23 protein-coding genes are annotated in these 22,707 nt (G+C 34.8%); 8 read left to right on the top strand and 15 right to left on the bottom strand.

Annotated features, from left to right (window positions below; all coding sequences use genetic code 11):
• Window positions 1-49: 49 nt before the first annotated feature.
• The 3 genes from EG344_RS20715 to EG344_RS20725 all read right to left on the bottom strand — a co-directional run bounded on the left by EG344_RS20715 (window position 50) and on the right by EG344_RS20725 (window position 2,804).
• The gene (locus EG344_RS20715) at window positions 50-946 is read right to left on the bottom strand and encodes a retropepsin-like aspartic protease (protein ID WP_123911220.1); all 897 of its coding nucleotides are present in this window, start codon (window positions 944-946) and stop codon (window positions 50-52) included.
• 175 nt (window positions 947-1,121) lie between these two features.
• Window positions 1,122-1,886 carry a hypothetical protein gene (locus EG344_RS20720; protein ID WP_123911221.1) on the bottom strand — a complete coding sequence of 255 codons (765 nt, stop codon included), beginning with the start codon at window positions 1,884-1,886 and terminating at the stop codon, window positions 1,122-1,124.
• Between the two features lie 159 nt (window positions 1,887-2,045).
• On the bottom strand, window positions 2,046-2,804 hold the full coding sequence (locus tag EG344_RS20725; protein ID WP_123911222.1) for a hypothetical protein: 759 nt from the start codon (window positions 2,802-2,804) through the stop codon (window positions 2,046-2,048).
• 238 nt (window positions 2,805-3,042) lie between these two features.
• Between EG344_RS20725 and EG344_RS20730 the strand changes: the two genes are divergently transcribed.
• Together EG344_RS20730 and EG344_RS20735 are read left to right on the top strand one after the other, a co-directional pair.
• Window positions 3,043-5,343: a hypothetical protein gene (locus EG344_RS20730; protein WP_123911223.1), complete on the top strand. Its 2,301-nt coding sequence runs from the start codon at window positions 3,043-3,045 to the stop codon at window positions 5,341-5,343.
• 19 nt (window positions 5,344-5,362) lie between these two features.
• Window positions 5,363-7,825, top strand: coding sequence for an SEL1-like repeat protein (locus tag EG344_RS20735; RefSeq protein WP_123911224.1), 2,463 nt, complete (start codon window positions 5,363-5,365; stop codon window positions 7,823-7,825).
• Between the two features lie 134 nt (window positions 7,826-7,959).
• Here the strand turns inward: EG344_RS20735 and EG344_RS20740 are convergent, their stop codons facing one another.
• The 9 genes from EG344_RS20740 to EG344_RS20780 all read right to left on the bottom strand — a co-directional run bounded on the left by EG344_RS20740 (window position 7,960) and on the right by EG344_RS20780 (window position 13,885).
• Window positions 7,960-8,340: a VOC family protein gene (locus EG344_RS20740; RefSeq protein ID WP_123911225.1), complete on the bottom strand. Its 381-nt coding sequence runs from the start codon at window positions 8,338-8,340 to the stop codon at window positions 7,960-7,962.
• 598 nt (window positions 8,341-8,938) lie between these two features.
• Window positions 8,939-9,583 (bottom strand): DUF2306 domain-containing protein, encoded by a 645-nt coding sequence (locus EG344_RS20745; protein ID WP_123911226.1) that lies wholly within the window; start codon window positions 9,581-9,583, stop codon window positions 8,939-8,941.
• 11 nt (window positions 9,584-9,594) lie between these two features.
• Entirely contained in the window at window positions 9,595-10,053 is a 459-nt protein-coding gene (locus EG344_RS20750) for a DUF2750 domain-containing protein (protein WP_123911227.1), read from the bottom strand.
• A gap of 32 nt (window positions 10,054-10,085) precedes the next feature.
• On the bottom strand, window positions 10,086-10,478 hold the full coding sequence (locus EG344_RS20755; RefSeq protein WP_123911228.1) for a hypothetical protein: 393 nt from the start codon (window positions 10,476-10,478) through the stop codon (window positions 10,086-10,088).
• A 79-nt stretch (window positions 10,479-10,557) separates the two neighbouring features.
• A complete protein-coding gene (nudK, locus tag EG344_RS20760; RefSeq protein ID WP_123911229.1) occupies window positions 10,558-11,139 on the bottom strand; it encodes a GDP-mannose pyrophosphatase NudK in 582 nt (193 codons plus the stop codon).
• A gap of 31 nt (window positions 11,140-11,170) precedes the next feature.
• Window positions 11,171-12,079: a TIGR01777 family oxidoreductase gene (locus tag EG344_RS20765; RefSeq protein WP_123911230.1), complete on the bottom strand. Its 909-nt coding sequence runs from the start codon at window positions 12,077-12,079 to the stop codon at window positions 11,171-11,173.
• Window positions 12,080-12,107: 28 nt separating this feature from the next.
• Entirely contained in the window at window positions 12,108-12,452 is a 345-nt protein-coding gene (locus EG344_RS20770; protein ID WP_123856133.1) for a hypothetical protein, read from the bottom strand.
• A gap of 6 nt (window positions 12,453-12,458) precedes the next feature.
• Complete coding sequence (locus tag EG344_RS20775; protein WP_123911231.1) at window positions 12,459-13,061, bottom strand: HPP family protein; 603 nt, start codon at window positions 13,059-13,061, stop codon at window positions 12,459-12,461.
• Window positions 13,062-13,186: 125 nt separating this feature from the next.
• Complete coding sequence (locus EG344_RS20780) at window positions 13,187-13,885, bottom strand: polysaccharide lyase family 7 protein (protein WP_123911232.1); 699 nt, start codon at window positions 13,883-13,885, stop codon at window positions 13,187-13,189.
• A 188-nt stretch (window positions 13,886-14,073) separates the two neighbouring features.
• Between EG344_RS20780 and EG344_RS20785 the strand changes: the two genes are divergently transcribed.
• Entirely contained in the window at window positions 14,074-15,099 is a 1,026-nt protein-coding gene (locus EG344_RS20785; RefSeq protein ID WP_123911233.1) for a methyltransferase, read from the top strand.
• 288 nt (window positions 15,100-15,387) lie between these two features.
• Here the strand turns inward: EG344_RS20785 and EG344_RS20790 are convergent, their stop codons facing one another.
• From EG344_RS20790 to EG344_RS20800, 3 genes are all read right to left on the bottom strand, one after another.
• Entirely contained in the window at window positions 15,388-16,554 is a 1,167-nt protein-coding gene (locus tag EG344_RS20790; protein ID WP_123911234.1) for an iron-containing alcohol dehydrogenase, read from the bottom strand.
• A 67-nt stretch (window positions 16,555-16,621) separates the two neighbouring features.
• On the bottom strand, window positions 16,622-17,497 hold the full coding sequence (locus tag EG344_RS20795; RefSeq protein ID WP_123856128.1) for an AraC family transcriptional regulator: 876 nt from the start codon (window positions 17,495-17,497) through the stop codon (window positions 16,622-16,624).
• Window positions 17,498-17,780: 283 nt separating this feature from the next.
• The gene (locus EG344_RS20800; protein ID WP_123911235.1) at window positions 17,781-18,137 is read right to left on the bottom strand and encodes a helix-turn-helix domain-containing protein; all 357 of its coding nucleotides are present in this window, start codon (window positions 18,135-18,137) and stop codon (window positions 17,781-17,783) included.
• Between the two features lie 327 nt (window positions 18,138-18,464).
• Here EG344_RS20800 and EG344_RS20805 point away from each other — a divergent pair, with 327 nt between their 5' ends.
• The 5 genes from EG344_RS20805 to EG344_RS20825 all read left to right on the top strand — a co-directional run bounded on the left by EG344_RS20805 (window position 18,465) and on the right by EG344_RS20825 (window position 22,707).
• Window positions 18,465-18,797 (top strand): single-stranded DNA-binding protein, encoded by a 333-nt coding sequence (locus tag EG344_RS20805; RefSeq protein WP_123856123.1) that lies wholly within the window; start codon window positions 18,465-18,467, stop codon window positions 18,795-18,797.
• Window positions 18,798-18,811: 14 nt separating this feature from the next.
• A complete protein-coding gene (locus tag EG344_RS20810) occupies window positions 18,812-19,267 on the top strand; it encodes an HRDC domain-containing protein (RefSeq protein ID WP_228412790.1) in 456 nt (151 codons plus the stop codon).
• A 123-nt stretch (window positions 19,268-19,390) separates the two neighbouring features.
• Complete coding sequence (gene hisS / locus EG344_RS20815; protein WP_123911236.1) at window positions 19,391-20,758, top strand: histidine--tRNA ligase; 1,368 nt, start codon at window positions 19,391-19,393, stop codon at window positions 20,756-20,758.
• A gap of 225 nt (window positions 20,759-20,983) precedes the next feature.
• The gene (locus tag EG344_RS20820) at window positions 20,984-21,844 is read left to right on the top strand and encodes an SHOCT domain-containing protein (protein ID WP_123911237.1); all 861 of its coding nucleotides are present in this window, start codon (window positions 20,984-20,986) and stop codon (window positions 21,842-21,844) included.
• 11 nt (window positions 21,845-21,855) lie between these two features.
• Window positions 21,856-22,707 carry a PH domain-containing protein gene (locus EG344_RS20825; protein ID WP_123911238.1) on the top strand — a complete coding sequence of 284 codons (852 nt, stop codon included), beginning with the start codon at window positions 21,856-21,858 and terminating at the stop codon, window positions 22,705-22,707.

A 22,707-nucleotide genomic window follows, 5' to 3' on the forward strand; every position in this document is an offset into this window, starting at 1 on the left:
AGTTATCATGATTTCAAACAGATAGAATTTGTAGAGTTAGCTTGTACAGTTATTTAAACTCCGCATACAGATGTTTGTTCAGTTTAAAATAAATGATTCTGTTCTTAAAATCGATAATCGTATTAAACCTTTTTAAGAAAGCATTCCCAAAAAATCCCGCCATTTTTTCTGAAGCATCAATGCCTCCCGTAGAGCTGGAAAGCGTAATCGGGACATTGTAAAGAAATTTATGAGCAAATGTAATAGATGGGCAAAGAACCACTGGCATTTCATAAACAGAACCATCTGAGCCTAGCGCAGTAGCTTTTCCTATCGTTTTCATGATGTTGGCTAAAGAATTTTTTTTGACATAAGGAGAAGCAATGGTAAGGGCGTCATCCGCACCGCTATCCAGACCAAAATACCCGGAATATTCTTTACCATTAACGGTTATAGAGCTTTCCACAGCAGGATAATTATCTATGAGATGAAGTTTCATTTTCTCGTATCCTGAAAAATCAATTGAGGGATCATTTTCATCAAAAAAACGGATCACATTTTTGTGGTAATCAATTTCAATAATCTTTCCTTTCATTAAATCTGTTCCGAAAACACCATCAAAATTAACATCCCCATAAGGAATGAGGGTAAATGAAACATCCGTTTTCTGGATATCTCCGAACTGAACAGTATTATGATTACTATAATCAACCGTATTTACTCCGTTTGAGCCTTTATTTTGAGCCTTTCCATCAATTTTCAGATCTATTTTTTTCTTTGAATTGATATTGATGACAGATCCATCTGCTCCGGTATCAAACAAAAAGTTGACGTTTTCTGTTTTGTTTACTTTACAATGCAGGTAAATAGAATTGTTTTCCAAAGAAAAAGGAATTACTGTAGGATCCTTCTGAGCCGAAATAAATGTACTGACGAATACTGTTAAAAAAAGATAAATGAGTTTCATATGAGTGGTATTAGTCTCACGAAAATAAATCTATTGAACACCACAGCAAAAGAATATCAGTACATTAACCTTCCCTTAACCGTTTCCAATAATTAAAAGAAAAAAAGATCTCCGGATAAAAAAACAGTACCCAATTGGGGTACTGCCATTATAATTTTTAATTTTTCAATTAATATTAAGGTTCATCACAATTTTTCTTCAATTTTGTGAAGATTTTGTCGAAATCCCTGTACATATTTCTTTCCTCATCAAGCTTTTGTCTGAAGCTGCTGTTGGCACAGTTATGAAAACTAAGTCCAATCATATCGATCAATGCATAATCTTCGCTTTGAGGATCATTTAACTTGGCATTAAAACGGTTCATTACCCCTTGTGGATCTGCATTGTTCTTACTTTTAAGCTCAGTGTAGGCCTTCCAGGAGGCGAACATTTTTTCTCTGTCAGGAGAAGAGATCGCATCAATAGATTCTCTGCAGGTTTCGTAAAATCTACTGTTTTTAAGCGTGGTAGGATCGGAAAAAGCGATAATTTCTTCTTTGTTCAGCTCATATTCATTCTCAAATGTTTGTATGGCATTTTCATACAGTTTTTTCCAAACTGGCTGATTGATGACTTTAAGGCTGTAAAGTTCCTGTTTTTTTTCCTGGTACTGTTTTTCCAGGTTTTCAAGATGCTGCTCTTTATTTCTACGGACTTCTTCCAGGCTGGAAAGCTTAAAAATAGGATTCGTATCAAAATGAACCCCATTAAACTTGTATAAAAGTTTATTGACCCCGTCTATTTCCTCTATTTCATATTTGGAAGCATCAAAATATCCCTTGTTGTCACAATTGAATGTCTGATAGCTGTACGGTGTCAGATTATTGGTTTTTACCGGGCCTTTTTGCCCCCAAACAATAGCAGATAAAGCCAGGGAGAGCCCGACCATCATTTTTTCCATGCGCATAGTTGTAGAAAGAATCCGAATTTTCTAAAATTTCAGTGCAAAATTAAGGCTTTAAATTCGAAAACTAAAGAATTTAACCAATTTTATGTAGTTATTTTTATTATTTAATGAGAATTTTAATTTTTTGCTTTAAACAGGCCGTTTTCTGAAATTTTAAGGTTCGTCGCAATCCCTTTTTACAGTAACAAAAACCTTTTCAAAAGTTTTGAATAAAGTGTTATCCTCATCAGCCTTTGGTCTGAAACTATGGTTTGCGCAATTGTTGAAAGCATTCATGAGATCAATAAAGGCATAATCATCCTTTCGCGAATCTTTCCATTTAAAATTAAAAGCTTCCAGTGTTCCAGAATATGTTTCTTCTCCTTTTTTAGGTTCAAATAAACTTTTCCATACCAAATACATTTTCTCCTTATCCTTGGTTGTCATGGCATCTGCATATTCTTTACAGGTGTTGTAAAATTTACTGTTGAGAAGAGATTGTGGATCAGCATACCCCATAAGAATTGCTTTCTTAAGCTGATATTCATTTTCCAAAAGCTTAAGAGTCTCTTCGTGTTGCTTTTTCCAGATCGGAAGATCTATGACTTGGAGTTCATCCAGTTCTTTTTTTCGTTCCAGGTATTCTTTTTCAGTCTGTTGCAGAAGTTGTTGGCTATTGCTGCGAACCAAATCAAATTTGGTAGGATTAAAAACAATAAGAGAGGTAAACGGAGACCAGGTTAAAGAAGATAAAAGTTGGTAAGTGCCCTCTATTTCTTCTTTCTTATATTTTGAAGGATCAAAGTATCCTTTAACGTCACATCCAGAAGTTTGATAACTGTAAAGAACCAGCGGACTTTTCTTTGCAGGAGTTTTTTGAGCGATCAATACCACCGATAGAGCCAATGAAAGTCCTGTCAATAATCTTTTCATATTGTTATAGTTGAATAATCCTTATTTTTTATTTGGGCTTAAAATTAAAGCTTAAAATTACAAATCCGGCAATAAATCAGAATTAAATTATTTACTCACTGGTTTCCGGGATTTATAAGGGTTGTCATTTGTTTTTCCTTTTGTTTTTTATATTTTGCAGCATCCATATCATGAATTTTTACCCTGTCAGGGGCATAAAGGAAATGTAATGATTGAATTATAGAATAAAATATTAATAATGTACGACAATTTAGAGCAACTGTTTTACAGAGGAGATCTGGAACAGTGTATTGCAGAAGGAGAACAATATCTATTATCTTATCCTGAAGATGAAGAAGTCTTATTTTTAATGGCAGTAGCTTATCACGATATTGTTTATGATGAGGGGCATGAAGCGGTTTATGATGCCATCAGGGACCATGTTATTCCTTACTTAAGAAGAATACTTCAATTAAATCCAAGCAATCAGAAAGCATTATACAACATTCTGGATTACCCCTTAGGAAATGAATATGCTCTGATGCAGATTGCCAGAAGTAAAAAGCATATCACCCAGGAAAATAAGGAAGAGTTTATAGGCTATGCGGAACGTATGCTGGAGGATCCGGATTATGTAGGCTATGGTTATGATTTTTTGGTTAAAATATATGAATCCCTGGAAGAGAATCAGGCACTTTTGAACAGTCTGGAAGCAGGAATATATTATTCTAAAAAAGCAGATGCTGGCAACCGTGAGATCAGGGACAAAAATACCTCGCTTTACTGGATCAAAAAGATCTATTTACTAGACCGTACAAAAATGATTTCAGGAGAGGAACTTACAGTACTTATTGACAAGGAACATACTGCTTTCGTGAGCAGGAATGAATATGATTTTATCAATCTTGCCGATATTGCGTTTGAAAATAATGCGCCCGACCTTTCACTGAAGATGATGATGAAGGCCATTAAAGGGGAGAATTCAGCACTTCATATTCATGAGAAACTAGTAGAATGGCACCAGCGTTTTGCAGAACTTATTAAAAACGGATACAATAATCCTGATGTTTTCTATTATCAGCTGATTATAGAAAGAAATTATAATGATCTGCTAAACGTTTCTACGGATTTTTACTACCATCATGCCCTTGAAGTTATCAATTCCCATCCGGAACTGTTCTCAGGATATCATTTTGCAGGTACATTCCTATATGAAAACGAGCGCTATGCTGAAGCTATTTCTTTATTGGAAAAAGCCGTGCAATTATCATCTAACGCTACGGCTTGGAGAAGAAGAGCAGACTCAGAATATCTTTTGAACGGAATGATATTATCTGAAATTCCTGTATTTTCCGATTATCCTGCAGATATTTACAACGAAGGGGTTTTACTGAATGAGTGTATAGATGCGTTAGAGGATGAAAGTGATAAACTGAAATGGCATAAAGTGGGTCGTATCGTATATGAACAGGCCCATGAAGCATTCCGAAAGTATTTTGAAGAAGACCAATTTGAAAGTGATTATTATAATGATCTGCATACCAGAGCAATGTGCTGTAATAATTTAGCGATTAAACATTTGGTGCTGGAAGATTATCAGGCAGCTGCTGAAATAGCTTCTGAAGGGCTTAAATACTCAGAATTTATGGAGCTCCATCTTGTCCTGATTGATGCTTTGCTGGATGGTGGAAAATATGAAGAAGCAGAAAAGGCACTGAATCACTATTTCAGTCTTTACGGAGAATCCGATGATTATTGTTCTAATAGTTTTTACTACAGGGCAAAACAGATTAGGCTTCATGAGATGATGGGATGGAATGATGTTCAGAGAGAAGCTGAAGAAGTTCTTACCTATGCTTATCAATACACCGTAGAGAATCCGGAACTTGAAGATCATCAGTACAGAGATATGGAAGCTGCTAAGAGTATATTGGAAGGGATTTTATATCAACATTTAGAAGGAGAGAATGTAAATACCAGAAAATCATATTATGAAAAGGTCGCAGAACGTTTTCCGCTGGAAGCTAATCCTCAGTATGCCCTGATGCAGATTTATAACGAGGAAGAAAACTATGGAAAAGTAACCTTAGCAGCGAAAAGATATCTTGAAAATAAAAAAGAATTTGTTTTAGATGCTTTTGATAAAGCGAAAACCATTTATATGATCGTTAAAAGCGATTTTCTTCAGGGGAATTATCAGGAAGCAGTATCTGTTTTCAGCCAATATGACGATGAGTGTGAAGCAGCCATGGCTCCTGAAGAATATGTACTTTGGTTAAGTTACGGCATTAGAGCTTATGAGAAGTTGAACAATAAAGATCAAACTTTAACTCTGGCTGACAGATTCACTACCATTTATAATGCTGAAGAATGGAGTTATGATGACCTTGTAGAAAGTGTTGAGCTGGCAAAAGCTGTAGTATTATATCAGTCCGGAAGCTTAAAAGAAGCACATGCGATTTTGGATCAGGTACGTTCGGTAGCAGATTATGATTCTGTTGCAGATGAATATAAAGCTTCATGGAAAAAACCAGGATTGTTCTCTAAATTCGGATTTTAATCACTAAAGAATAAAAAATATGGCACACCGCCTTTATGTATATAATGTGGATTCCAAAACAGGAGACCAGTATTCACACTATTTGGGAGAATGGAATTATGTGATCCCTGATTTGCTTTTTCCTCTGTTTTCCTGCGATCCAAGGTCAAAAGGAAAATTGCTGTACTTTGATAAAATAAATGGTGTAGCAAGACTTAAATCATTCTATCAATTGTTGGGTGAACACTATCAGCTGCTTTACAAAAAGGTATATTATGAGCCTGTCAACAAAATGTTTGAAATGTTGGATGATCTTCCTTATGATACTTTTATGATCAATGGATGGGACGTCTTCAATATGAGTGAAGAAAAGCATTCCGATCAGGCCAAAGACTGGGTACTGCAAATTAAGGAGAAGAGCAGGCTGTATGATAAAGCGATCTCTAAACAGAATCTGGAATGCCTGGAAAAAGAAATTGTAGTTAGAAGTGGCTATACATCCTTTTTAGAGATGTTGGAAACAGACTGGATTGATTATGGTCTTGGGTACTGGAATGAAGATTTGTATAAAGATATTTCGGAGTCTTTTGAAGACAATGGTCTTTGGGGATTGAAGGATAAAAAAGGAAATATCATCACTCCGGCAGTTTATGAAGAAATATTTGCCTTTACTGAAGAAGGGATTGCTGTAGTACAGAAGAATGGTAAGTACGGATACCTTAGAAATGACGGGAAAGTACTTGTTGATTGCATTTACGAAGAAGTTTATGATTCTCTTTTTATCGACCATAAGAATTATGGAGTGATAGAAGTAGATCAGAAATCAGGATTAATTAATATTGCTAACGGAGATATTGTGATCCCCTGTGAATATGATGAGTTGGAGATGTTAAGGCATGTCTGCCTTTTTAACGCTAAAAAAGCAGGGAAATATTGTCTCATTGATACATCCAATAAACCGGTTATTGCAGAATCTTTTGATGAGCCTTTTGAATTTAATTATTCTGGATTGCTTTATCGTAGGCTGGAAGGAATTTCCAAGAGAGCCTTTTATACCTTTGAAGGTATTTTCCTGGGAGAGCATCCCGAAGAGGTATTAAGTGAAATTGGTGAAGGGTATTATTGGGTAAAACCCAATAAATTTCAGAAAAAAACCAGCATTATAAAATCAGATGGAAGTATTCTGGATACTGATATAGACATCCTGATGATTTTGAATGATTATTATACTTCTTTTGCCTACAAAAAAGCTAAAGAGTGGTACGTATATGATATAAAATCAGAAGAATTCAGATTGAAAGAACATACCATTGAAAATATCCACAGAGATTGGTATACTCAGTTTATGAAGAATGTGTTCCTGATATCTGATGAAAATGGCTGGGGGTTGTATAATGCTGCTGAAGACCGTTGGCTGCTCCCTTCCTCTAAAGAATATAAGAAAATAGAATCTTGTAGAGAAGAGATTTTCCGGGTTACTACCTCAAACGGAATGTTCTATTTTGACCAGAAAACAGAAACTCAAAGCGGTATTTACGATTATATCGGTGAAGGAATAGATTATGATAAGCAGATGCTTTGTCTTTATAAAGGAAATGAGATGTTTATTCTTGATACCGGAAGAAAGCTGCAGCAGGTTTCTGATCATCAGCTGGGAGCTTTATATGAAAAAAGATATAACCTGCGGGGAAAAGATCAAAAGTATTTTCTTGATTTTTATAAAGGATGGACGGAAAGAAAAGGTTCCGGCTACGAGGAATATTTTGACGATGATACCCTAATGTCACAAGCCGGAGAATATACTAAGGAAGGAAAGATTAAAGAAGCTGTAAAACTTTATACAATAGGAATAAACCGAGGAAATACAGATATGATGGTGGAACTTGGATATATTTTTGTCCATGGCGATTATCCTGAATTTTATGATTTAGAGAAAGGACTTGCGCTCTATGAAAAAGCAGCTTCAAAGGATCATCCCATTGCCTGGAATAACCTTGGATATCATTATCAGAGTGGTGTTGGTTATCCTCAAGATATTAAAAAGGCCTTAAAGTGCTTCAAAAAATCTGCAGAACTAGGAGATGGCCTGGCGATGCAGAATCTGGGCCTTCTGTATTTTTATGGAGAGTATGTGTTACTGGATTATGATCTTGCATTAGACTACTATAAACAGGCAGAAAAGAAATTCTATTATAATGATGAGAAATTGGCTGAAATCTACTATCAGAAAGGGGATTATGCCAATCTTCAACGTTATTTAAGAAAAGATACTGAAGGGACTTATTCCGATATTTATTACGGAATTATGTATGACGAAGGATTAGGTATGAAGGTAAGCCCTAAAAAAGCAATCAAATACTATGAAAAATCTCTGGAACATGGCTATTATCCTACAGCATTGAGCAGGCTTTTATATTTCTATAAGGACGATCCTGCCTTTGCCAATCCTGAAAAATATCAGTATTGGAAAGCATTTGGTGAAGATAACGAGATGGATGTATGATAACAACTTTTTAAAATCACACCATTCCTAATAATATTCTATGTCTCTATGTGGTTCAATCTTTTTACCACATAGAGACATAGGCTTATAGGCTAACGTAGAATTATTTTATTGGTGTATTCGCGGTTATTAACTTAAGAATAGTTGCTCACTTCGATGAGATTTTGATCCGGATCACGGAAATAAATAGATCTTATCTTTCCTACAGCACCCGTTCTGTCTACAATGCCTTCAATAATCTCCACATTTTTCTGTTTCAATTCGGCCATCACTTCACTAATATCCGTTTGGGCAATAAAACAAAGATCTGCAGAACCACAGGTAGGAGTTTTTGCTTTAGGTTCAAATTCATGTCCTTTTTGATGAAGATTGATCTTTTGATTTCCAAAAGTGAGGGCTTTTCGGTGGTCACCAAAGGTTATCGCTTCAAACCCCATGATCTCAGTGTAAAATTCTATGGTTTTACTGATATCTGATACAGTTAATACAATGTGGTCTATGTTCTTAATCTTCATGACTTTTGTTTTGAAACACTAATACTTTACAAATATCAGGATTTGCAGGTTATCAATTAGTATTATTTTATAGCTGGAATTGGGGATATTTGTGCTTCCTGTTCTTTTTTTAATTTTAAAATAATAGATTTACATGAATTAATGATAGGCTTATGATCTACTTTTTTCTCATTTTTATTGTTGCCATATTGGGTGGGATTTCTTATCTGATCATGCATTTCTGCAATCGATGGACCCGAAAGCACAAGTATGAAGTTCTTTTTAATACTTTGATCTTTATCGGATCATTCCTTCTCATATCATTCCTTAGCCTTTATGTTTTCATTGCAAATCTTGATCTATCCAGATAATAATTAAATTTTAAATACCCATTTTTATATAAATATCATTCTATGCATTTTGATTGGATTTACCTTATTGTCATTCTGTTTTTAATCTTTGTCATTGTAATTTTTGCGGCAATTTCCCAGGTAATTGTACGTTTTTGTAACCGTTGGACTCAAAACTATAGATATAGAAAACTGTTGAATACTTTAATCTTTATAGGAGCATTTGCTCTGATATCCTGTATTAGTCTTTATATTTTCTTTACGAATGTCTATTTAGGACGATAGTGGAAATTTCTTCTAAGAAAATAATAGGCAATCAGCAGATTGATGGCAAGAGCAAGCCATACATTGATGCCGTAGAATAGCTCATAATCATGCTGTTGTTCATTATAAAACAGATTCTTAATAATTCTGAAAGTGATGGCCGTTGTTGTCACGGCATAGCTTAAAATCATAAAGTTTTTATGCCTGATAATATTGCCTTTTTTAATAGTAAGGACAGCAGCTACCGTAAAATAAGCCCAAAGAATATCCTGAATCAGAAATCCTGTAATTCCTATCAATCCGCCATTCGAAAATAATCCCAATACAAAACATGCCGGAACATTGATAATAAGAATATTATACACGTAAACTTTTCCAATGATTTTGTGTAAGTTTCTGTTTTCTCTCAGGAATTGGGCAGAAAATTGAGTCAATCCAGCTAAAAGACAAAGTGTTATTGAAAAGATATGGATATAGAAAAAAGCCATCCAATACGGATTATTGACTACTTGTTGTTTAAAGGCAAGAAATCCTATCGTTTTATCAAGAGAAGTATATTGGGAAATTGTTTTCAGCATCAGAATACTGAAAATAAAAACAGAAAACACTGCTATAATTTTAGCAATCTTTATTCCCAATGATTTTATCATGAATTTGTTTTTTAATCCTTTAATACCTCTTTTATCTGGGTTTCCATATCTTCAAGATCGTTGAATTTTCTTAAGATCACAGATTTATTTTTTTTTGTAAGCTCTTCAATAATGGCAAGCGCTAACTCTAAGGGCTCCGCTTCGTAGCCAAATAGATTGATATCAAAATTAACGCCTACAAGCAAACCATCACTATTCATTCCCAGGCACCAGTTTTCCAGGAACTCATTAAGAGGAATGGAAGATGCTTCATAACGATTCCATTCTTTGTCTACGCAAGATTTTGCCCTTGCTACATCTGACCAGAAGCAAATAATTTGTACGGGTTCACCATCATCATATTCCAAATCGTTGGAGTAGGAGGTTGCGTATCCTTTATCATCTTTTAAACCATATACTACTTCTGTTTCAATTACTTTTTTAATGAAATCTTTATAGCGGTTCTTTAGGGTAATTTGGTCCTGAAGCATATTTATTAGTTATAAATTGATTTTTTTTTGTTTTACAATGAATTTTCACTGGTGTTTATATACACGATCTCAGGATTTTCACCATCGCTATTTCGCTTTGATCTTCCGTATAAGCCTATTTCCAGATCATTAGGTGTTTCATGATCCAGCTCTGATGGATGTACATAAGTATACATGCCATATCCATGTCCGGAAACAAGCCAGCCTTCTGTAAAATTCAAATGAATAACATTGAAGTCTCCGGCAGAGCCTCCTGCAAATACAGGTCCGAATTCTTTCATTAGTTTGATTGCTTCATCACGTACATTTTCAACAGTACTAACATCATCAAAAATAATATATGTGTCGTTTTTAAACAGAACCCAGTCCTGAAATTGAGGATTAATGGCAATTTTTACATGCTCAAGAATTGATAAGTTATTCATGATTTAAATATAATTATTAAAAAAAATCAAACGGTTATCAGAAATGTATATTGTGTTTTTACTTTGTGTAGAAAAAGTTTTACAAAATCCCCTTAATCCTCAAATGCTGCAACAGCATCATTGTCTTTGCATCTTTAATCTCTCCGGTATCAATCATAGTAAGAGCCTCATCAAAAGATAATTCCAGCACTTCAATATTTTCTCCTTCCTCTTCAAGACCGCCACCATCATTAATCTTCATTTCGTTGGAATATTCAGCGATGAAAAAATAAAGAATTTCCGTTACGGAACCGGGAGACATATAGGCTTCAAATACCTTTTCAACTTTAGAAATCTTGTATCCTGTTTCCTCTTCCGTTTCTCTTTTGATACAATTTTCAGGATTATCATTGTCTAAAAGCCCGGCACAGGCTTCAATAAGCATTCCGGATGCATTTCCATTAATATAAGTGGGTAACCTGAATTGCCTTGTGAGGATGATCGTATGAGAAATTTTGTTATAAAGCAAAATAACAGCTCCATTTCCACGGTCGTAAGCTTCTCTGCTTTGAGTTTCCGTAGTTCCGTCCTTTTTGCGAACCGTAAAAGTAACTTTGTTTAAAGTATACCAGTTGTCTGATAAAATATCTGTTTTTAAAATAGTAATATTAGGATTTTGCATAGTGTTGTTTGAATTCTTTAGATATATAAAGTTATTGAGTTTTTAATAAATCTCTTAAAGCATCTTTCAGATCAGGAAACTTAAAATGAAACCCTGCATTCTGTATTTTTTGTGAAGAAGCTCTGGAACCTTCCAAAATTGCGCTTGCCAGTTCACCAAATAACATCTTCAAAACAAAAGCTGGAACATTGGGCATAAACAGAGGTTTCTTAAGAACCTCGGCAATCTTTTGGGTTAACTCAGCATTGGTAGCATGCTGAGGTGAAACAGCATTATAGGCACCATGGAAACCTGTATTTTTTAATGCAAATTCATAAACGGAACAGATATCTTCAATATGAATCCATGGCATATATTGTTTACCGTTCCCCAAAGCAGAGCCGATGCCATATTGTATTGGAGGAAGCATTTTCTTTAAAGCTCCTTCTTTTTCAGAAAGAACAACGGCAGTCCGGATTTTTACAATTCTGTCTGCAAGGTTGTGTTCTTTAAAATGATCGGCAGCTCTTTCCCAAAGCACTACAACTTCACTAAGGAAGTCATGTCCTGGCGGATCATTTTCCGAAAATATTTTTTCTGTAGTCTTGGTTCCGTAAAAATTGATTCCTGAAGCTGAAATAAAAGATTTAAGTTTAATTTCTTTTTTTCTTAAAGCATTTCTTAGCAATGTGGCAGAATCCACTCTGCTGGCAATCAGTTCTTTTTTTCTTTCTGCTGTCCAGCGCTTTTCTGAAATATTGGCGCCTGCGAGATGAATGATGTGGGAAACATTTTCCAAAGCAGATTCGTCAATGGTTCCTTTTTTAAGATCCCATTCATATTCATTTGCTTGTCTTTTTTTCCGGGTAAGAAACCTTACCTCATAATCATTGCTGATTTTTTTTGCCAGTTCTTTTGCAATCAAACCGTTTGCTCCGGTAATCAAAACAATTTCTTTCATAATGATATATTTTGTGGTGGGGTGTTGATTATGCTTGATTTTTAACAATCAAAACAAAGTCTTCTTCTAAAAGTTTATAGCCATAATCGTAAATAAACTTGTACTCAGAACCGTTTTTATAAACCTTTAGATTGGTGAAATAGTCAAAATCAAAACCGAGACTTTCCAATTTGGATTTAGCAATCTTTGTTTTGCCATCTATATTGACTTCTACGAGAATACGGTAGTTTTTGCGGAGTTTATTATTGATATTCCGCATCAGATTTGTAGAATCTTTATTCTGCTTGTTGTTATAGGCATTCCGGCAGGCGTCGTTGCAGAATTTTTTATCAGACCTCCCAATGATTTTTTCGCCACATTCCAGACAATTCATACGTTTTTACTTTTTCATTTTGTGCCCGTGAGCATGTTTTTTTCTTAACAATCTTATAAACCTGCTGTGAGAAGGGTAGCTTCTGTTGGGCGTTATATTGTTAAAAAATAAAGCCACAAGCAACAGGATAATACACCCCGAAAGAACCGGAGAGATAACATACCAATAGCCTAATTCCGGAATTTTTCCGGTTGAACTTACCGCAATAAGAGCTGTTGCTCCACCTGGCGGATGCAGGGTTTTTGTGTATTGCATCAATACAATAGAAAAAGCCACAGCCAATGGAGCCGAAATCCATATAATATCCGGTACAATTTGATACACTGTAACCCCTACTAGTGCTGAAAGCACATGCCCACCTATCAAGTTTCTAGGTTGTGCTAACGGACTTTGAATGGCTCCATAAATCAGAACACTTGAAGCCCCAAAAGAACCGATCAGAAATATGTTTTCTGTCTGTGCCAAAGAATGAGACTGTATAAAAGCAATCAGTCCAATTCCGAAAAAAGCACCTAAGAATGACCAGAAATGCTCCTTGTAATCAACCAGTGTTTCCTTATAGATCACATATTTCGAAACTCTGAACGTTCTTTTTATCGTCTTCTTCATTGAGGTTGTCTTCTTTTTTGATGATAGTACAAAGATACAGAATTATCCGTTTGTAAATGGATAGTACGGAGATTGCAGCCTTCAAGAGTAAAAAATTATTACCAGGCTTTAACCGGTCTTTCAGATTAGCTGTTTGTTTTAATTTGATAAATAGCCACAGTACCGGAGGTTACCGGAAATTTATTGTCTTGCAGATAATTCCCGGCTTTAAAATAAACTGATTCCTGTTTCCAGCTATTTCCAAGACTAAATACAGTTGTTTGTTGGTTTATTTTTACCTGAATATTTAAGTTGTTTTGTTCAATAGAGTATTCAAATACTTGTCCCAAAGGAATGTTTTTCAAAAGAGTAATGCGTTGTTCTTTATCATCAACTTCTTTTTTGAAACCAACCTGAAGGTTACCATTATTCCACCAGATTTTTACAGCTTCCGTTCCCTTGGAATTACCATGGATCTGTCCAATGATTATCTTTCCCGTACCAGGCTGCTTTAATACCGCCATTTTAACCTGTAAATGATGTTGGTTTTCAAAATGCCATTCGCTAATTTGTCGTAGTTCTGTTCTGGGGTAGTGAGATCCCTGAGTAGTTTTGCCATCGGAAGAACAAAAAAGACGGATGCTCGTGTCCTCTGGTGAAAAATAAAAATTCTCGGAAGAAAACTTAGGAATATCTGCTCCTTTAATTATGGTTATAGAATTGTTTTTCTCAATAGGAAGCTGAAGGTTAAAGTCACTTAAATCAAATTGAGATTGAGCATATGAAAAATTTGAACATAGGACAAACAGTCCTGCTTTTGCAATGTTTTTAAAACGATTCTGCATCTCTAATGGAATTTTGATTGAACAATGAAGACTAATTTAAATAATTTCTTTGATAAATTTTTACATAAGCTAGTGGTTATAATTGTTTTTTTAATCTAAATGTCAGTAAGTTATGAATAAAATACATAATTTCACTTATTGTTGAATTATGATATTGTAAACTTTAATCTCAATTAAAAACTATTCCTATGAAAAAACAACCCGTAAAACCTGAATTTACCTTGAAGATGTTTCAAGTATTAGGTGGTGTGTGGATTGCCGGCTGTGTAAAGACAGCCGCAGAATTAAACATTGCAGATCATTTGGCAGCTGGCCCGAAAACAATTTCGTCGCTGGCAAAAGAAATACAGTCCAATGAAAAAGCATTGTATAGAATCATGAGAGCATTAAGCAGTGTGGGTATTTTTGAAGAATCAGAGAACCAAATCTTTGCATTAAATGATTTTGGGGCAGCATTGCAGACTGATGTGCCAGGAACAGCAAAGAATTTTGTACTTACGATAATGAAAGAACATTTTCCTGCGTATGGAGAGCTTACCTACGCTGTTCAGACAGGTGAAATCCCTTTTGATCATATTCACAGAATGCCTCTTTGGGCTTACTATAAAAAATATCCGGAAATAGGGGAAAACTTCGGAAAAGGGATGACCGGAATGTCAGGAACGGAGCTAAAAGGAATTATGGAAAATTATGATTTCAGTCCCTATAAAAAAATAGTAGATATAGGCGGAGGAAATGGAGTAATGATGTATACTATCCTGGATGCTGCTCCCGATAGTTCAGGGATTATTTTTGATGAAGAAAATGTGATCGGAAAGACTGTGGAACTTATCCCCGAAAATTTAAAAAGAAGATGTTCTGTTGCCATCGGTAGTTTTTTTGAAAAAGTTCCGGAAGGAGCAGATTTATATACCATGAAATGGATTATCCATGACTGGAATGATGAGGAATGTATTCAGATTTTAAAAGTTTGCTATGATGCAATGCCAAAAGGAGCAAAACTATTGATTATAGATGCCGTTATTCCTGATGATTCTCTAAATCAGCCTCATATTGCCAAACTTTTGGATATTGTAATGCTGGCTTGTCTTACCGGAAGAGAAAGAACATTGAGTGAGTTTAAAGTTCTTTTGGAAAAATCAGGATTACAATTCAGCAGGCTTGTTCAGATTGGTACAGAAGCGAAAAGCATCATTGAATGTGAGAAAATTTAAAACAGAGAGCGTAATGAATAGCAAAAACAGGAAGTTTATCAGGCTTCCTGCTTTTTATGCTAAAATTTAAATATAAAATTATAGTGGCTATATACAATTTTACGTCACTGTCATTGACTACGTTAAATACTCGATTTCTGACGAAGGAAGAATCTCATAATATCGCTTAGATTCTTCATTTCACTTCTGAACTACGTTCGCAGACCTTCAGTCTGTATTCAGAATGACAGAATCATAGTAATAAGATAACCGCATTAGTGTAAAATTGTATATAATTACCAAAATTAATTATCCTGTTACCAATTCTTCAGTGTAAACAAGTCCTTCATAACAAGCATTATAAATTGACTTTAATTCATCTAAAGAAGGAACTCTAGGATTAAAACCGGTACAAGGATCTGCAAGTGCATTAGCCGTGATATAATCAATATTTTTGTCCCAATCTTCTCTTGAAATTCCAAATTCTTTTATGGCTGATGGATTATTAACGTCTAAACGTAATGCCTCGATGGCCTGCGCAAGATCTTCAGCTGTTTCTTTACCAATAACTCTGGCTAAATCAGGATAACGTTCTGTAGCTTGAGCGTTATAACGGATAACATTAGGAAGGAAAATAGCATTAGAAGCTCCGTGAGGAATTCCGTATAACGCTCCAACCTGGTGAGATAATGAGTGAACAATTCCTAACCATGCATTATTGAAAGCTAAACCTGCCATAAAAGAAGCGTCATGCATATTCTGACGGGCTGTAATATTGTTTGGATTTTCTACCGCTTCTTTTAAATTGTTAAAAACAATCTCAAGGCCTCCTTTTGAAAGCGCATCTGCGATATTATTGTCAATATTGGAAACAAAAGCTTCCACACAGTGAGTCAATGCATCAAGCCCCGTATTGGAAGTCACATGGGCAGGCATTGAAGCACAGATTTCTCCATCTACGATAGCAATATCCGGTGTTAATTCATAAGAAACGATAGGATATTTTACCCCTTTTTCTCTGTCGGTAATTACAGCAAGACCTGTAGTTTCAGTTCCTGTACCACTTGTGGATGGAATGGCGATAAATTTTGCCTTATTTCTTAAAACAGGAACTGTGAAAGGTTTTATCATCGCATCAAAATCGGCATCAGGATATTCGTAAAATACCCACATGATTTTTGCGGCATCAATGGCAGAACAGCCTCCTAAACCAATCACCCAATCAGGCTCAAATGTTTTCATGATTTCAGCTCCTTTCATACAAGTTGCTGATGACGGATCTTCTTCTACACCTTCGAAAATTTGTGTTTCTATTCCTGCTTCTGTAAGATAAGTGATCGCCTTATCCAGAGTTCCGCTTTTTCTCATTGAGCTTCCTCCTGTTACAATTACCGCTTTTTTACCTTTAATATTTGCTAATTCTGAAAGACTTCCGGCACCATGGAAAACTTCTCCTGCAATGAATAATTTGCTCATTTTTTTTGTTTGATTTTAATGAGACAAAATTAGATAAGCCCAGACGGACCATGTTATACAAACAGGATTATGTGTTATACATTTGCGCCAATTCCTGTTGAAGAGCAGTTGGGGTTTCCTTCAATTTTGCCTTTACAAACTTATTGAGAGCAGAAGGTGAATTGAAACCAAGATCAAAGGCGATTTCTTTATGAGAAAGATCTGAAAACATCAATTGCCGTTTGATCTCTATTAAAATTCGGTTATGAATGGCTTGAATGGCCGTTTCTCCACAATGCTTTTTTGTAATGGAGTTTAATTTTTTCGGGCTAATAGCCAGTTCATCCGCATAATATTGAACCGTTCTGTATTGTTTGTAATGTTCATTCAACAATTTTTTAAAACGAACATATATTGGTTTGTCGGGTGTTTCTTTATGCAAGATAGGATGAAGTCCATGAACAGATTCAATTAAACCCAACAGAAAAATTTTGATATGAAACCTTGCCTGCTCCTTTTTGATAAGGCTTGGATGCTGATAAATTCCTTTGATGATGGAGATTGTATATAAACTTTGCTGAAAGTCTTCTGATGACAAAACGGTACAATGAAGCTGCGTGGAAAGGTTGACATTATAAGTACTCAGTTCGTTTTTCAAAATATCTGAACAGAATAATATTTCTTCAAACAGAATGATTTTTCCTTTCAGGTCATTACTTATATCAGAAATAAAATGCACCTGCTCCGGAAATACCACAGATATTTTCCCTGGCTTCAAAAAATGAATCTTATCCTCAATATGCAGTTGTAAAGTCCCATTTTCAATAACGATAATAAAAAAATGATCTTTTTTGTGTGGCTTACCATACTCTTTCAAAGAGTCATTGGTTAAATCAAAAACCCGAAAAGAAAGATTTTTATCCTCTTCCTTTTGAATATTCTTTTTAATCTCCAGCTTCTTCATATACTCATTTTTCTTATTATCAAAAAACCTTTGCTGTATAAAACAGACTGCAAAAATAATTTAAATCTGAATAACATGGTCACTTATAAGAATCATCTGTAGTTAAAGATTGATTTTGATTGTAAGTTTGAACCTATCCTTGTCAAGGTTTTAAATCTTGACAAGGATAATAAACCCAATCTTTTCCCAATCTAAAGGTATTATTGGTTTAAAAAAAAAGTCAAAATAGAAAGATTCCATTCTGACTTTTATATCTTTTAATGATAATTGTATTACACAGTTTTTATTTTTTTAGTCTTGCCACTTCTTCTTTTAACAGACTGATATATTCTTGTAGGTTTTTAATGATTTCTATGCTTAATTCATTATTAATAGTAGCATTATTATTCCCAACATTGGCTTGTGTATTATCATTAAAAACAGGATTTTCAATAATTATTTTTGCTTCTTCCTCTTCATAAATTTCCTCAACTGTCACCTCAAGAAACTTTGCCAGTTTATCCCATTCAGACTCTATGATTTTTACAGTTCCACTTTCTTTTCTGCTATAATTAGAAACATCTGTAGCAATAGCATCAGCAACTTGCTGCTGGGTATAACCTTTTCTCTTTCTTACTGTACGTAGTTTTTCTTTTTGCATATTAGACGTTTTTACAAATTTGCAAAAAAATAACGTATAAAATATAGAGGTTTTCGAAATTTTTATCAACAAAAATAAAATTTATTATTCCTGAGTAAGTTCCCATTATTCACTTTTATTTTAAAACAATATCAAAATTTTTTACAATAAAAAATAACGATAGCTAAACAATTTTAATTTTACTTATCCGATAACAAACGACTACAAACGAATTTAAATAGTTTATAACCGACTGAGCTTTGGTGGGATCTGCAACTTTGCCACAGAGATTTGAGAAAACAGTGAACGTCTCTTATCTGAAATATTAATCATTAAAATCTAAAAGTTATGTCACTAAGAAACAAAGTAACATTAATTGGTTACACAGGTAAAGAAGTTGAAATGGTAAACTTCGAAAACGGAAATGTAAAAGCAAATGTATCCTTAGCTACAAGCGATCATTACACAAACGCTAAAGGCGAAAAGGTAGAAGAGACGCAATGGCATAATCTGATTGCTTTCGGGAAAGTAGCAGAAATTATGGAAAAGTATGTTCCTAAAGGAAAAGAAATTGCGATTGAAGGTAAACTTACGTACAGGTCTTATGACGATAAGGATGGCGTAAAGCGTTACATTACGGAAATTCGTGTAGATGAGATCCTGTTGTTAGGAGGTAAATAATTCTAAAAACTCAAATGATGAAAGTAAAGGTTTTTAAGATCAGACTTCCGGAAGAACTTCTCTACAAAGATCAGAAAATGCTAGATGATTTTCTGGAAGGTAATGAGATTATAAAAGTGGAAACTGCTTTTGTAAACGATGAATGTTATTGGTCTGTAATTCTGTATTTCGAGGAGCCAAAATTGGTGAAAAATACAGTGAAAGAACCAAAGGCTGTTAAATATTCTGCAGAAGATGATTTCCTGAATCCTGATGAAGAAAAGATTCTCAATGCCCTGAAGCTTTGGAGATCAGAGAAAGCCAGAGAACAAAATCTGCCAAGCTACTTCATTGCCAGCAACAAAGAGCTGATCTCTGTAGCCAAGTATAAACCAGCCAAAAAAGAAGAACTGCTGGAGATCAAAGGATTCGGAAAGCATAAGATTGAAAATTATGGCGAAGAAATACTGGAAATCCTTGAAAGTGTATGATTTTTCAGAATAAATGATCCTATTAACTTTAAAAGCTGGGGAAGATTGCTTCTTCAGCTTTTTATGCTGTGTAAAGTCCCTGCAATTCCTTACTTTTGTACTTATCAAAATGACATACAATAAATGAAGCCAAGTTTAGCAAAAGGAACAAGAGATTTTACGGCGCAGGAAGTTTCCAGAAGAAAATATATCATCGGTATTTTACAGAATAATTTCGAATTATTCGGATTTCAGCCATTGGAAACACCAAGCTTTGAAAATCTTTCTACTTTAACAGGAAAGTACGGAGAAGAAGGAGACCGCTTGATTTTTAAAATCCTCAATTCAAGCATTAATGAAGCCAAGGAGGATAAAAAACATCAAATGCTTCATGACTTCCAAAGAGCATTGGAGAAGCCTTTCAGTGCAGAAAGCTTAACAGATAAAGCGCTTCGTTATGACCTTACCGTACCTTTTGCAAGATTTGTAGCGATGAATCATGGGAAATTAACATTTCCATTCAAGCGTTTCCAGATCCAGCCGGTATGGAGAGCAGATAGACCTCAGAAAGGAAGATACAGAGAGTTTTATCAATGTGATGCAGACGTTGTAGGAAGTGAAAGCTTATTGCAGGAAGTGGATCTTGTTCAATTATACTTGAAATCATTTGCTGATCTGAAAGTACCTGTGACGATTCACATGAACAACAGAAAAATTCTTTCCGGGCTAGCTGAATATGCAGGGATTACGGATAAACTGATCGATTTTACTGTCGCTTTGGATAAGCTGGATAAGATTGGAAAAGAGGGAGTGGTTAAGGAATTATTAGAAAGAGAAATCTCTCAGGAATCTATTGATAAACTAGACTTCTTATTCAGTCAGTCTGATGATGCACTGGAAAACCTTCTTCAGCTAAAAGAAAAATTCAAAGGCAATGAGATCGGATTGAAAGGAGTAGAAGAGTTGGAATTTGTTCTTACACAATCTCTGAACCTTGGAGTTGATATGCAGAATCTTGTATTCAATATTACGTTGGCAAGAGGTCTTGATTATTATACCGGAGCTATTTTCGAAGTAAAAGCTGATGAAGTAGCAATGGGTTCCATCGGTGGAGGTGGTAGATATGATAACCTTACAGAAGTGTTTGGGGTTAAAAATATCCCTGGAATTGGTATTTCGTTCGGGTTAGACAGAATTTATCTGGTAATGGAAGAGCTGAACCTTTTCCCTGAAGAAGCTTCTTCTAAAATAGAATATCTGTTTGCTAATTTTGGAGGTGAAGAAACTACAGAAGCTCTGAAATTAATTATGCAGTTGAGAGCAAAAGGTATTTCAGCAGAACTATACCCTGAAAGCGCAAAAATCAACAAACAGTTTACCTATGCCGAGAAAAAAGGAATTAAAAATCTTGTTTTCTTAGGGGAAGAAGAACTTAAAAATAATACGGTTACCTTTAAAAATCTTGAAGCCGGAGAGCAGAAGACTGTTTCTTTGAATGAGTTTTTAGGATAAAATAGGATAAAAATATAATCAAAACGGCTCAGGGTTCTAAAACCCTGAGCCGTTTTTTTGAATGAGAGTGTAAATTTCAAGAATAGGAGAAAAAAATATCTGAAAAACAAGAAGATTTGAATATTTTTGAGGGTAAATATAGAATCAAAATTTGTAATTTGGACTGAAAGAACAAAAAACAGATTAAAACTGTTTTAGTCTATACCATTTAAAACTTAAAACCAGATGAATACTATTTGCGCATTATGCGGAACTCCGCTGACGTCTACGGATATGCTTGTTGGGAAAAATAAACTTGCAGATGGCGGTTATCTATGTGCCGGTTGCTTTACTAAAGCAGTTACTATCAATAGAGATCTTATCAATAATTTGGATCAGTTCTATTTTGCTGAAATAACAGGAATGTTTCTTAAAAGCAAAATTGATGGGAGCCAGAGTCCGGGAATTCCATCCTCAGGAACGGGCAACTATGAATATGATGCTCCCACCAGACTAGACGAAATAAAAGACCAGATTGTAGCCCTGAAAGCCAGATTGAGTGTTTTAGCCAATGAAGAAGTAAATGAACTGGATAAAGTCCTGGATCCGAGCGAACGTTTGATTGCGATTGCAGAATGTATCAATCTTCATAATAAGAGGGAAGGAATTATTTTTTCAACCCAATGGAGGGTGATTTTCATGGATAAAAAATTCCTGGGTGGAGTGGTGAAAAATGAATATAACCACAAGGATATTATCTCTCTGGATCAGGTGGAAAATCTTTTGTACTCAGTGTTAAGGGTTAATACAAAGGGTGGTGCTGTAGAATTTAAGCTGCATAATAAAAGTGACGGAAGAGCATTTTTAAATATCAAAAATAATAATACAAACTATTCTGAAAATGAATTCAGAGCAGACCCTAGCCCATTACATGCATTTTCTCAAATAATTCCGGATTTGGTGCAGGAAAACGTCTATAATACAAATAAGACAGATTCGGGAGCTATTATTGATCAATTGGAAAGATTGGGTAAACTAAAAGAAAGTGGAATTCTAACAGAGGCAGAGTTTGCAGAACAAAAGAAAAAGCTTTTGGATAAATTATAAAAGAAGAAGAAATGAGTAATACTTGTTCATTATGTAATACAGAATTAACCTCTATGGATACGCTTCTGGGAGAAAATAAGCTTTCGGATGGTGGTGTTTTATGCAATAAATGTTTAGATAAAATAAGCTACATCAATCAGGAAGTATTATATAATCTTAATCAGTTTAATATTGATGATATTCACCGTATCATTCAGGATAAAAATTCAGAACAGAATTCACTTGCTATAACACAAGAAAATCTTCCTATGACTGTGGAAGAAGCTCAAAATATTTCTAAGGAAGTATATAAAAGGAGAAAGCAGAAGATAAAAACAGAGTTGGAAAAGCTGAATGCGAGTCTTTCTGTATTTACCAAAGGTGAAATCAAAGAACTGCCTTATCTTATTTCTGAGGAGGAGAAAATCATTGGTATTACAGATGCTCAGTTTGTTAATACACTGGCTGCAGGAATCCTGGTGGCAACATCCAAAAGAATGATCTCTGTTTCAAAAGCAATGTTTGGGACAGCCAAAATCAACGATTATCCCAATGAAACGATCAAGTCAATAAGTTTTGTAACAGATCCGAGATCTCCAATCATAAAATTACATCTTGATGAAAGAGTGGTAGAGTTTGAATGTTTTATGGATAAAGAAGATGCAGAAAAGTTCTATGATATTATAAGACCTATCTATAATAACCCGATACAGCAACTTCAGCAACAGACAAATCCCGTAAATACAAATGCAGCTGCAAACGCAACACACTCCCTTGATATTCTTGAGCAGTTGGAAAAATTGGGAAAACTGAGAGAAAATGGTATTCTTACCGATACGGAGTTTACAGAACAAAAAAGAAAGCTGCTGGAACAATTAAAATAA

The sequence above is a fragment of the Chryseobacterium sp. G0162 genome (assembly GCF_003815715.1).
GTDB lineage: Bacteria > Bacteroidota > Bacteroidia > Flavobacteriales > Weeksellaceae > Chryseobacterium.

What these genes read in the sequence shown, in the direction of transcription:
- EG344_RS20715 (WP_123911220.1), bottom strand. Translation starts at nt 946, where the DNA reads ATGAAACTCATTTATCTTTTTTTAACAGTATTCGTCAGTACATTTATT.
- EG344_RS20720 (WP_123911221.1), bottom strand. Translation starts at nt 1,886, where the DNA reads ATGGAAAAAATGATGGTCGGGCTCTCCCTGGCTTTATCTGCTATTGTT.
- EG344_RS20725 (WP_123911222.1), bottom strand. Translation starts at nt 2,804, where the DNA reads ATGAAAAGATTATTGACAGGACTTTCATTGGCTCTATCGGTGGTATTG.
- EG344_RS20730 (WP_123911223.1), top strand. Translation starts at nt 3,043, where the DNA reads ATGTACGACAATTTAGAGCAACTGTTTTACAGAGGAGATCTGGAACAG.
- EG344_RS20735 (WP_123911224.1), top strand. Translation starts at nt 5,363, where the DNA reads ATGGCACACCGCCTTTATGTATATAATGTGGATTCCAAAACAGGAGAC.
- EG344_RS20740 (WP_123911225.1), bottom strand. Translation starts at nt 8,340, where the DNA reads ATGAAGATTAAGAACATAGACCACATTGTATTAACTGTATCAGATATC.
- EG344_RS20745 (WP_123911226.1), bottom strand. Translation starts at nt 9,583, where the DNA reads ATGATAAAATCATTGGGAATAAAGATTGCTAAAATTATAGCAGTGTTT.
- EG344_RS20750 (WP_123911227.1), bottom strand. Translation starts at nt 10,053, where the DNA reads ATGCTTCAGGACCAAATTACCCTAAAGAACCGCTATAAAGATTTCATT.
- EG344_RS20755 (WP_123911228.1), bottom strand. Translation starts at nt 10,478, where the DNA reads ATGAATAACTTATCAATTCTTGAGCATGTAAAAATTGCCATTAATCCT.
- nudK (WP_123911229.1), bottom strand. Translation starts at nt 11,139, where the DNA reads ATGCAAAATCCTAATATTACTATTTTAAAAACAGATATTTTATCAGAC.
- EG344_RS20765 (WP_123911230.1), bottom strand. Translation starts at nt 12,079, where the DNA reads ATGAAAGAAATTGTTTTGATTACCGGAGCAAACGGTTTGATTGCAAAA.
- EG344_RS20770 (WP_123856133.1), bottom strand. Translation starts at nt 12,452, where the DNA reads ATGAATTGTCTGGAATGTGGCGAAAAAATCATTGGGAGGTCTGATAAA.
- EG344_RS20775 (WP_123911231.1), bottom strand. Translation starts at nt 13,061, where the DNA reads ATGAAGAAGACGATAAAAAGAACGTTCAGAGTTTCGAAATATGTGATC.
- EG344_RS20780 (WP_123911232.1), bottom strand. Translation starts at nt 13,885, where the DNA reads ATGCAGAATCGTTTTAAAAACATTGCAAAAGCAGGACTGTTTGTCCTA.
- EG344_RS20785 (WP_123911233.1), top strand. Translation starts at nt 14,074, where the DNA reads ATGAAAAAACAACCCGTAAAACCTGAATTTACCTTGAAGATGTTTCAA.
- EG344_RS20790 (WP_123911234.1), bottom strand. Translation starts at nt 16,554, where the DNA reads ATGAGCAAATTATTCATTGCAGGAGAAGTTTTCCATGGTGCCGGAAGT.
- EG344_RS20795 (WP_123856128.1), bottom strand. Translation starts at nt 17,497, where the DNA reads ATGAAGAAGCTGGAGATTAAAAAGAATATTCAAAAGGAAGAGGATAAA.
- EG344_RS20800 (WP_123911235.1), bottom strand. Translation starts at nt 18,137, where the DNA reads ATGCAAAAAGAAAAACTACGTACAGTAAGAAAGAGAAAAGGTTATACC.
- EG344_RS20805 (WP_123856123.1), top strand. Translation starts at nt 18,465, where the DNA reads ATGTCACTAAGAAACAAAGTAACATTAATTGGTTACACAGGTAAAGAA.
- EG344_RS20810 (WP_228412790.1), top strand. Translation starts at nt 18,812, where the DNA reads ATGATGAAAGTAAAGGTTTTTAAGATCAGACTTCCGGAAGAACTTCTC.
- hisS (WP_123911236.1), top strand. Translation starts at nt 19,391, where the DNA reads ATGAAGCCAAGTTTAGCAAAAGGAACAAGAGATTTTACGGCGCAGGAA.
- EG344_RS20820 (WP_123911237.1), top strand. Translation starts at nt 20,984, where the DNA reads ATGAATACTATTTGCGCATTATGCGGAACTCCGCTGACGTCTACGGAT.
- EG344_RS20825 (WP_123911238.1), top strand. Translation starts at nt 21,856, where the DNA reads ATGAGTAATACTTGTTCATTATGTAATACAGAATTAACCTCTATGGAT.